This is a genomic window from Deltaproteobacteria bacterium GWC2_65_14, from assembly GCA_001797615.1.
In the GTDB taxonomy this organism is placed as follows: domain Bacteria; phylum Desulfobacterota; class Deferrimicrobia; order Deferrimicrobiales; family Deferrimicrobiaceae; genus GWC2-65-14.
The window spans coordinates 1-9,929 of sequence record MGPV01000045.1 but is presented as its reverse complement, the minus strand read 5'-3'; the positions used below and the strand labels follow the sequence as shown (position 1 = coordinate 9,929).

At 68.5% G+C, this 9,929-nt stretch carries 6 protein-coding genes and 2 pseudogenes; 4 read left to right on the top strand and 4 right to left on the bottom strand.

Annotated elements, in window-relative coordinates:
• Window positions 1-2 precede the first annotated feature (2 nt).
• Complete coding sequence (locus tag A2X88_06425) at window positions 3-485, top strand: hypothetical protein (GenBank protein ID OGP33729.1); 483 nt, start codon at window positions 3-5, stop codon at window positions 483-485.
• Between the two features lie 7 nt (window positions 486-492).
• Here the strand turns inward: A2X88_06425 and A2X88_06420 are convergent, their stop codons facing one another.
• From A2X88_06420 to A2X88_06410, 3 genes are read right to left on the bottom strand one after another with little or no spacing between them, the layout of a single operon-like run.
• A complete protein-coding gene (locus tag A2X88_06420) occupies window positions 493-789 on the bottom strand; it encodes a hypothetical protein (GenBank protein OGP33728.1) in 297 nt (98 codons plus the stop codon).
• A gap of 33 nt (window positions 790-822) precedes the next feature.
• Window positions 823-4,098, bottom strand: coding sequence for a hypothetical protein (locus tag A2X88_06415; GenBank protein OGP33727.1), 3,276 nt, complete (start codon window positions 4,096-4,098; stop codon window positions 823-825).
• A 1-nt stretch (window position 4,099) separates the two neighbouring features.
• Window positions 4,100-7,312: a hypothetical protein gene (locus tag A2X88_06410; GenBank protein OGP33726.1), complete on the bottom strand. Its 3,213-nt coding sequence runs from the start codon at window positions 7,310-7,312 to the stop codon at window positions 4,100-4,102.
• A gap of 48 nt (window positions 7,313-7,360) precedes the next feature.
• On the opposite strand from A2X88_06410, the gene A2X88_06405 reads away from it, so the two are divergent.
• From A2X88_06405 to A2X88_06395, 3 genes and pseudogenes are all read left to right on the top strand, one after another.
• Complete coding sequence (locus A2X88_06405) at window positions 7,361-8,140, top strand: hypothetical protein (GenBank protein ID OGP33725.1); 780 nt, start codon at window positions 7,361-7,363, stop codon at window positions 8,138-8,140.
• 160 nt (window positions 8,141-8,300) lie between these two features.
• Window positions 8,301-8,648: pseudogene (locus tag A2X88_06400) on the top strand (integrase).
• A gap of 383 nt (window positions 8,649-9,031) precedes the next feature.
• On the top strand, window positions 9,032-9,268 hold the full coding sequence (locus A2X88_06395; protein ID OGP33724.1) for a CopG family transcriptional regulator: 237 nt from the start codon (window positions 9,032-9,034) through the stop codon (window positions 9,266-9,268).
• 380 nt (window positions 9,269-9,648) lie between these two features.
• Here A2X88_06395 and A2X88_06390 read toward each other — a convergent pair.
• Window positions 9,649-9,929 (bottom strand): annotated as a pseudogene (locus A2X88_06390) (hypothetical protein).

The following is a 9,929-nucleotide window of genomic DNA, read 5'->3' as shown; positions in this document are numbered from 1 at the left end:
CGATGAACGCCGCCATCCGGCCGATCCGGGAGAGCGACCGCGAGGCGATCCGCGCGCTGATCGGGAACACGAACGCCTTCAAGCCCCACGAGGTGGACGTCGCCATGGAGCTGGTCGACGCCGCCCTGACCCGGCCGGAACAGGACGACTACCACCCCTACGTCCTGGTGGAGGAGGACGGCACCATCGTCTCCTACGCCTGCTTCGGGAAGAACCCGATGACCGCCGCCACCTGGGATCTCTACTGGCTGGCGACGCGGACCGACCGGATGGGAACGGGATACGGCCGGAAGATCGTCCGGTTCGTGGAGGAGGAGGTCCGGCGGCGGGGAGGGCGCCTCCTCGTCATCGAGACCTCCTCGAAGGAATCCTACGGCGGCACGAGAACCTTCTACGAGAAGATCGGCTGCACCCTCGCCGCGCAGCTCCCCGACTACTACGACCGGGGCGACGACAAGCTGATCTACCTGATCCGTCTCGGATAGCCGCCGTTTACCCGCCGAAGATCCGGCCGATCATCGACTTCTCCATCCGGCCGACCGCTTCCAGCTCCCCCGGGTCGAGCCAGACCCCCTCGCACCCGGAGCACTTGTCCACCTTGATGCTCTTGTAGTCGATCTCGACCAGGTCCATGCCGCATTTGGGGCACTTCATGAAGTGGAGCTCCCGAAGAGTTTCCTTCTCTTCCTGCGCCAGGGCCTGCTGTTTCTCCCGCTCCAGCTTCTTCCGCCGCTCGTACTCGATCCGGGCGAAATATTCCTGTTCGCTTTCGCTCGGCTTCCGGGTCATGGTCCGATTCCTCCTGTGATATAGGTTTTCTTCTCAGACTTCGAAGGATTCCCCCGTCTCAATATACCAGACAAACCCGCGGACGGTGACCTTCCACGCCGCGGAGAGGATCTCCGCATACCCGCGGACCTGTTCCCTGTATGTCTCCTCCTCCGCCGCCTCCCGCCTCCCGGTCTTGTAGTCGATCACCCAGCACTCCGGGCCCTCCCGATCCCCGTCCGAAGCCGTCCCCGCCGGGAAGCGCACCACCAGGTCCGCCCGCTCCTCCCGCGACCATCCGCCCCGGAAGGAGAGCAGCGGGAGCTCGGTCCCCGCCGGGACGGAGCGGCAAAGGTCCCTGTAGAGCCGGGAGGCCGGAATCGCCTCGCGGATCGCGTCCCACCGGGATTCCTCCCCCTCTTCCCGGGGAAAGGGCGGCCAGCCCGCCGGCGGCCACGGGGAGACGACCGGAGGCGCGGCCTCGAGCGCCCGGTGGACCCTCTCCCCGAACCGCCTTCCGGCCGCCCGGTCGGAAAACTCCCGGAGCGTGACCGTCGTGGAAACCGGAAGGGGAGTCTCCGGACCGGTGGAAACCGGCTCCACGTCGGGGAACGACCTTTCGGGAGGGACCTCGGCGGGGAGCTCCTCCGGAAGAGGAGACGCCACCTCCACCCGGAGGAATTCCCCCTCCCGCCCGTCCGGGGCATCCTCCGCGGGGAAGAGAAGCCGCTCTCCCGGGAGCCCGGTGACCGCGCAGCGCGCCTCCCCCCCGGAGCGCGCCCGGGAAAGCCCGGCATGCAGCGAATCCCGCAGCGCGCTCCCCCGCCCCGTCGCCCCCTCCACCAGGAAGAGCCGGTCCTTCGCGCGGGTGGCCGCCACATAGAGAAGCCGCTTCTCCTCGGCTTCCTCCTTCATCGCCTCCCACCGCTCGAAGGGGATCGTCCCGCCTCCGAGGGGGACCTGCCGGAAGGCCGAGTAGCTCCGGACTCCCGGGAAGATCACCGCGGAGATCCCCCGGACCCGGTCCACCCGCAGCCCCTCCGGCGGCCGCCTTCTCCCGCGCGAGAGGCTGGCCAGGATCACGATCGGAAACTCCAGCCCCTTGGAGAGGTGGATCGTGGAGATCCGGACCGCGTCCTCCCCCTCCTCGAAGGGGGGAACCTCGTGCTCCGGAGTTTCGGTGTCGGTCTTCCGGCGGATCTCGGCGAGAAAGCCCTTGAGGGATCCGCGCCCCCCCCATTCGAACGCGAAGGCCAGCTCCCGCGCCTTGACGAGATTCTGCAGGATCCTCTCCCCTTCGGGGAGGCGCGCCGCGACAAACTCCACCCCGGTCTCCCGGTACAGCTCCGCGACCAGGGTGGAAAGGGAGGCCCTTCCCCTGCGTGCGGAGAGCCGCTCGAGCAGCGACTGGGCATCCTCGACGCGCGGGGAACCGGGCAGGCCGCCCCCGGTGAACGTTGGAAGGATCTCCTCGTCGGACAGCCCGAAGAAGATCGTCTTCAGGGCCGCGTACCGGGCGGCCGGATCGGCCGGCGCATCGATCGCGGAGAGCGCCATCCGCAGATCCTGCACCTCCTGCCTCGCGTAGAACCCCCTCCGGGAGGGAACCACGAAGGGGATCCCCGCCCGGTCCAGGGCCGCCCGGTAGGAGGCGAGCAGCGCCCCCCCGGGGTCCGACCGGTAGAGCACCCCGATGTCGCGGTAGGAGGCCGGCCGCTCCGGCTCCCCCGCATTTCCCCCGACGGACACCCGGTCGACCGCCTTCCGGATCAGCGCGCAGAGAAACTCCGGCTCGGGAACCTCTTCCCCCAGGGAAAACAGGGTCGCCGGAGAGCCCTCCCCGGGATCCTCGCGGGTGGCGGCGACCGGCAGGTAGGACGGGGAGAAATCCTCCCGCCCCGCGAGAATGCCCCGGAAGAGCCCGTTGACGGCGGCGATCAGGTCGGGGCGGCTCCGGAAGTTGCGGCCGAGCGCGACCGCCTCCCCTCCCCCGGCGACCATCGATTCCCGAAAGCTCCTGTAGACCTGGATGTCCGCCCTGCGGAACCCGTAGATCGACTGCTTCGGGTCCCCCACCACGAAAAGGCGGCCGGGGAAGGGGACGGCGGAGGAAAGCGCCTCGAGCACTCCGGCCTGGAGCGGGTCGGTGTCCTGGAACTCGTCGACGAAGATGTGCAGGAACCTCTCCGCGACCCGGCGCGCCACCGCGCGGTTCCCGCACAGCAGCCCGTGCGCCCGGAGCAGCAGGTCCAGGAAGTCGATCCGGCCCGCCTTGGCCCTTTCGTACTCCCGCAGCGCAAGGATCGAGCGCGCCACGAGGAACCGGGCGGCCGCATCCCCGGCGGGAACCTCCGACAGCTCTTCCCAGAAGGTCTTGAGTTCGTCCCGGGCGGAGGCCAGCGTGAACCCCGGGGGGTGGGGGAACCCCTTGCGGCTTTTCGTCCGGTCGGCCCGGAATCCGAAGGCACGGGATCCCTCCGCGGAGAGGGACACGGCGGCGGACAGATCGTTCCGGGACACCGCCTCCCACCCGGAGGAGAGGATCCGCAGCGCCTCCTCGAAGGCGGGCACCATCTCGTGCTCCCGGTCGACGATCCCCTCGACGAAGGCCCGGAACCAGTCGACCGGCGCGGCGAACCGGGCCCGGAGGTGGACCAGGAGGTCGTCCGGCGTCCCGAAGTCGAGGGCGCCCTCCCGGAGCAGGTCCCGGTGGTCCAGGCAGAGCCGCCGGATCATCCCGAAGACCGCGTCGTGGGAGGGAGAGCGGGAGAGCACCTGTTCCCACATCGGGTCGGCCTCCGGGCGGCCGAACTCGGAGCGGAGGAACCGGCGGAAGGCGTCGTCCCAGGCGTCCGCCGCGGCCGCGTCGGCGAGCACCTCGAACCGGGGGTCGACCCCCGCCTCCGCGGGAAAGGAGAGCAGGAGGCGCCGGCAGAAGGAGTGGAAGGTCGTGACCGAAAGGCGCCCGACCCCGTCGGCCATCTCTCCCGCGCGCAGCAGAAGATCCTCCGGGGTCCCGTACACCCCTTCCGGAAGGCGCAGGAGAGGATGCGCGGCCCGGATCCTCCCTTCCGCCTCCTCCAGGCTCCCGGACGACCGGCAGTCGGACAGCAGGAGCTCCCACCCCGCCACGATCCGCGACCGCATCTCGGCGGCCGCCTTGTCGGTGAACGTGAGCAGCAGGACCCGGTCGGTCGAAAGGTCCGGTTTCGCCAGGAAGAGGTTGGTCACCCTCGCGATGAGGGTCGCCGTCTTCCCCGTCCCCGCGGAGGCGTCCAGCGCCATGTCGCGGGAGAACTCCGTGACCGCCCGCAGCCGATCCAGGTCCATCCTATTCCCCCCTCGGGGGCCGGAACCGCGCGACCCGGCGGAAGGCGGGATCGGTCGCCAGCCGCCCGGCGAGCGCCTCGGCCTCCCGCCGGGTCCCCGTGAACGCCGGGGAGACGCGGCAGGGATCCCGGTAGGGGCAGGAGTCGCAATACCGGGGAGGGGCCTTCCCGGCGAAGGAGAACCGGTGGTGGGGAAGGGGGGGGAAATACCCCTCGGAGAGCAGCTCCGTCCATGCCCGGAGGGTCCCGGCCCATTCCTCCCGGACCTTCTCCCACCCCGGGCCGTCCAGCGTCACCTCGCGCACCTCCCGCTTCAGGAAGAGGAGGGTCGCCCTCACGTCGGGGGAAAGGGTCCGCGCGAATTCCAGATAGACCGGGATCTGGTGGGAAAGGCCGCACCGGATCCTCTCCAGCGGGATCTTTTCGTTCTTCCCGTCCCGGTACTTGTAGTCGACGATCGCGGCCTCCCCCCGCGGCCCCCGGTCGATCCGGTCGACCCTTCCGCGGAAGGGAGGCAGCCCCTCTCCGCCCGGCGTCACGAACCGCCGCTCGACCGCCTCGACCCGGGTTCCCCCGGATGAATCCGCCCTCCCCCGCTCCCACGAGACGAACGACCCGACGTCGGCCTCGATCTCCCGGCACCGGATCCGGTAGAGCCCGGGGAGCCCCGTCGGATTCCCGCGTGCGAACCGGGAGAAGGCCTTGGCGGAAGCCGGTCCCGGGTCCGGCCATCCCCCCCCTCTCCCGGCCTCTTCGCCCAGGCTGCGGAGAACGTCGTGCAGGATCCTCCCCTCCTCCGCCGGCGTCAGGGAGAAGATCTCCTCGGGATCCTCGACCGGGACGATTCCGGCCATGCGGTGCAGAAAGAACCGGTAGGGACAGGCGGCCAGCTCGTCCAGCGCGGAGGCGCTGAAGGCGTCCGGAGGGGGAATCCGGCGCCAGGCGTCCGGAAAGAGGGCGAGCCCCCGTTCCCTTCCGGCGAGGGCGGCCAGGGCCGGCGCGATCCGGCGCCACGGGATTCCCTCCGGATCGCCCTCGGGCGCGAGCCCGCTTCGCCATCGGGCCAGCGCCTTCTCCTTCCCGCTCAGGGGAGCGGGCCCCTCCAGCGCAGCCAGGGGGGACCGGGGAAGTTCGAGAAGGGGGGCGCCGGACCGTTTCGCCCACCCTTCGGAGAACACGCCGGGACCGGCGAACCGGGACAACAGCAGCAGGAGATAACGGGAGGGTCTTCGGGCATTCCCCGACGCGTCGGCGCGCAGCACACCGTGGGCGATCTCCTCCCGGGCCGAGGCGGACGGCAGGGAGAACAGCAGCTTCTCCTCGGCCGCGTTCCTCCTCCGGAGGGAGAGGGCGTCGGGCAGATCCGGGCGGCGCAGAAGGCGGTTCAACTCCTCCCGGTCCTCGTCGGGAAGGAGGGGATCCTCCTCGAGCTGCGCCGGAACGAGCTCCTCGTTCACGGAGAGAAAGAGGATCCGGTCGGCGGTCACCCCGCGCAGGGAGAGGAGATCCCCCGCGACGACCGCGCCGGGAACGCGCATCCCTCCCCGCTCCCCGAGGAAGAGACGCTGCTCGGAAAGCAGGGTGAAAAACCAGGGAAGCGCCCCTTCCGGAGGCGGCCAGGGGACCTCGCCCGGCGGGATCCTCCCAATGTCGCCGAGCAGCTCCAGCAGGGCTAAGCATGCGCGACGATCCCGCTCGGCCTCCGCCGTCCCGTCGTCCGGGATCCGGAACTCCCCCAGCAGAAGGTCGCGGACCGCCGCCGCGAACCCGGCGTACCCGCGCGCCTCGTGGTACGGGCGGAGGATCTCCCGCAGCGACCGGACCTCCTCCCGGAGAAGGGCCATCTGGATCCGGTGCTCCTCCCGCTCCTCCCCCTCTTCCTCCTCCCGGCGGTCCGGGACGGCCATGCGGGTTTCCCAGTCGTCGCCGCCGACCACCAGCCGCTCCCGGGTCCAGACCTCCCACAGGTCCGGACGCGGCGCCGGCCCGGTTTCCTCTTCCCGCCTGCGCCGGTACGGGGAGGAGAGGATCTCGATCACCGCCCGACGGGGAAAATTCTCCTGCGCAGACTCGAGCATCCGGACCAGCAGCTGCACGGGAGGAGTCGATGCGAGCGGGACGTGCAGCCTCCCCGCCGCCCGGATCCCGTACTCGGCCGCGATTCGCTCCCAGATGGGGACCGCCTCCTCCGCGAAGCGGCGGGAGACCAGCAGGATCTCCCCCTCCGGGTCGGCGTCGAGCCAGCGGCGGACCGTGCGGGCCGCGAGCCGGATCTCCCCCTCCTCGTGGGGGGCGGAAAGGATCGAAAACGGGACCGGCACGGGGGGGTCCGCGGGCGGTCCCGGGGAAAAGAGATTCTCCCGCACCGCCCGGACATCGGGGGAGGCGGCATCCTCGAGGAGGGTCACGTTCCCCTCGAAGGCGCGCAGCAGGCGGTCCCAGCTCCTTGCGGCATAGGCGAAGGCGGGGTCGAGAACACCGTCCCCGGAAAAGGTGCCCGGGAAGTAGATCTCGTCCAGCAGGCCGCTCGAGAGCAGCGCGTCGACGAGCGTCCACTGGAGGCGGGTGAAGTCGTAGAACCCGTAGAGCGTCACGCGGAAGGGGTAGCCCGGCTGCTCGAACCCGGCGACCGCCTCCTGGAAGATCCTGCGGCGGGTCATTCCCCCCAGCGCGCGGACCTTCCGCTCCACCGCGGCGGCCAGCCTCCGCCACTCGGCCCAGCGCGCCGCCTTCTCCGCCCTCCCCTCCGCAAGCGCCTTGCGCTGCCCGGCCCGGAGGGACCCGTCGCCGACCCACCCCTCCTCCAGGTCGCTCAGCGTCCGGGAAAGGGCGGGGAGAAACCCCCGGGTCGTGGAGATCCCCGTGAAGTCGCCGCCGCCGTCCCCGTAGGTCTCCCGGACGGCCGCCGACAGCGCGGCGGCGTACCGGGCCGGGGGAAGCTCCTCCAGGAAGAGCCCCCGGTGCTTCAGGAGCCGCAGGGCGAAATCGTAGAGCGTCAGGATGGAGGCGCCCGCGGCGCTCCCCTCCCACCGGGAGGCCAGCCGGCGCAGCAGGTGCTCCCGAAGCTCGTTGGAGGGGACGAGCAGGACATGCTCGGTCCCCGGATCCCGGCCGAACTCCGCCGGAATCCGGGACAACAGCGCATTCTCCAGGGCGGGGAAGGGGCCCGCGCAGAGGCGGGATAGGGCCGTCTTCGGATCGGGCATGCTTTCCATTGTAATCGTTCCTCCCCCGTCGGAATATGGTTGCAGCGGGAGGATCGGATGACGGACGACTCCGGGACACGGAAAGCCAGGGAAGTGTTCGGGCCCGTGGCGAGGCGGTACCGGGAGAGCGCCGACCATGTCGACGCCGACGACCGGGAGATCCTGCTCTCCCGGCTTGCGCTCCACCCCTCCCTCATCGCGCTCGACGTGGCCACCGGCGGGGGACACACCGCGGTCCATCTCTGCAGGCGGATCCGGCGGGTGGTCGCCTCCGACCTCACCCCCGAGATGCTCCGGGAAGCGCGGGGGCTGGCCGCCGAGCGGAGCTGCGGGAACCTCCTGTTCGCCGCGGCGGACGCCCAGGAGCTCCCCTTCCGGACCGGCGCCTTCGACCGGGTCCTCTGCCGGATCGCCCCCCACCACTTCCCGGATATCCGGGCCGCGATCCGGGAGATCGTCCGCGTCACGATCCCGGGCGGACTGGTCGGGATCATCGACAGCGTGGTCCCGGACTACCCGGCCCTGGACGCCTTCCTGAACGGGATCGAGCGGGTCCGCGACCCGTCCCACGTGCGCAGCTACCGGATCGAGGAGTGGGTGACCTTTCTCCAGGACGCCGGTCTATCCCTCGCCCATGTCTCCGCCGCCTGGAAGGAGCACCCATTCCCCGAATGGGTCGCCCGCACCGGACGGCCGCCGGTAGTCCGTCAGCAGGTGGAGGAGATGTTCCTCACCGCCTTCCCCCGGGCGAAGGAGTATTTCCGGGTCCGGGTCGAGAACGGACGGGTCGCCGCCTACTCCGACGAGAAGGGGATCTTCGTCGGGAAGAAGCCCTGACTCCGCCGGTATCGGCTCCGCAGCCTCCTCCTTCGCTGCTCACGCTGCTACGGAGGACAAGTCGGAGGGGGGCTTCGTTCATGGCTCGCCGTGCGATTCACCCGCACGGCTGCGCTTTGGGTCCTCATGTTGCATGAAGGAAGGGATATGAAGGGAATCGCCGAAAGCGCTTGGCCGAAAGTACCCGGATGCAGACCGCGCTTGGGGATGGCAATGGGTTTTTCCGGCGCATCGGCAGTACAAGGATTCCGAAACCGGGCCCCGGCATCGGCACCACCTCGACGAAACCGTCCTTCAACGTGCCGTGAAGGAAGCGGCAAGGCTGGCCGACGTCAAGAAGCACGCCACATGCCATACCTTGCGGCATAATTTCGCGACCCATCTCCTCGAAGACGGATACGACATCCGGACGATCCAGGAACTGCTGGGTCACCGGGACGTCAGCACCACGATGATCTACACCCACGTCCTCAACCGGGGCGGTCGCTGTGTCCGAAGCCCGATGGACGTCCTGCGCCAAAGCCCTTCGCTGCCTATAACCTCACTCAATACCCTGCTCCCCCACCGCCCATCACCCCAACCCCCCTCACCCCGCTCTCCCCAACTCTGCGGACTCATGCAGATTCCAGACTTGCAGAAAATCCTCCTGATATAAATAGACTTCCAAATAGAACCCCAACAACCCCTACAAACACGGCTTTGGCGAAAAGTCCATTTTCTATGGCGCCCGTTCCTCAAGGATCCCCAAGACGATCATGTACTGGAACTGGCCGTGGAGTCCGGGAGTGATTTCATCGTGACACATAACGTTCGTGGTTTTTCAGGGGTAGACCAGTTCGGTATTCGTGTCGTAACACCCAAAAAGTTTCTCCGAGTGATAGGAGGTTTGCCATGAGCACGATTAGTCTGCGTCTCCCGGCATCGCTTCACAAGAGTGTTCGGGAGTTGGCCAAGAAGGAAGACATTTCAATCAACCAGCTCATTACGACGGCACTGGCAGAAAAACTGTCGGCCCTGATGACGGTGGAGCATCTGGAGGAACGCGCCAAGCGTGGAAACCGTCGGAAGTTCGAGCGCGCGATGGCGAAGGTGCGAGAAGTGAAGTCCGATGATTATGACGAGTTGTGAAGCCTAACATCAACGGCTTGAAGCTGACGGCTCGCCTGTTTCTCGTTGAGCGCCCGCGGCTTAGCCCGAGCGTTGATATGGAATGACCGGTCAACCGATTTTTTGATCTTTGTCTTTTCTCTCTGGTTTTTCGGGCCGTCGTTTTCTCAACCTCCTTCTTTCACGGCGGGGCGGGGGGCGGCGATGTCGTCGATGATCATGCTGATATGCGCGGGTTTGACCGCAAGACAATGATCCGTCGGGAGCTGCCTCGCTCTAGCAACGCGGGTCTTGGCCTTTCGGCACACCGCATAACGCTGTCGAGGGTTCTCCATTCGTTCCCCGCACCTCCGCGTCCGCCGCAAAAGCTCCATGATCTTTGGCGTGGTCCTCTTGTCTTCTTAGATCCGGCCGATCGCCCAGACAAACCCCACCAATTCCCGCGCCACGGCGGTGGCGGCCACGGTGGAGCGCTTCCCACGCATCACCATTCGCGTAAATTTCTTGTAGAGCCGAAGTTCCGCCTTTCTTGCCGTCTCGATCACCGCGGCGGGTTGTCCCTCCCGTCGTTTCCGGATCGCCTCCCCCGTACCTCGGGGCGAATGGCGGTAGTGCCAGGCGGCCTCCACCAGGACGCGTCGCACGTGGGCATTGCCGGCCTTGGTGATGCTGCCGCGCCATT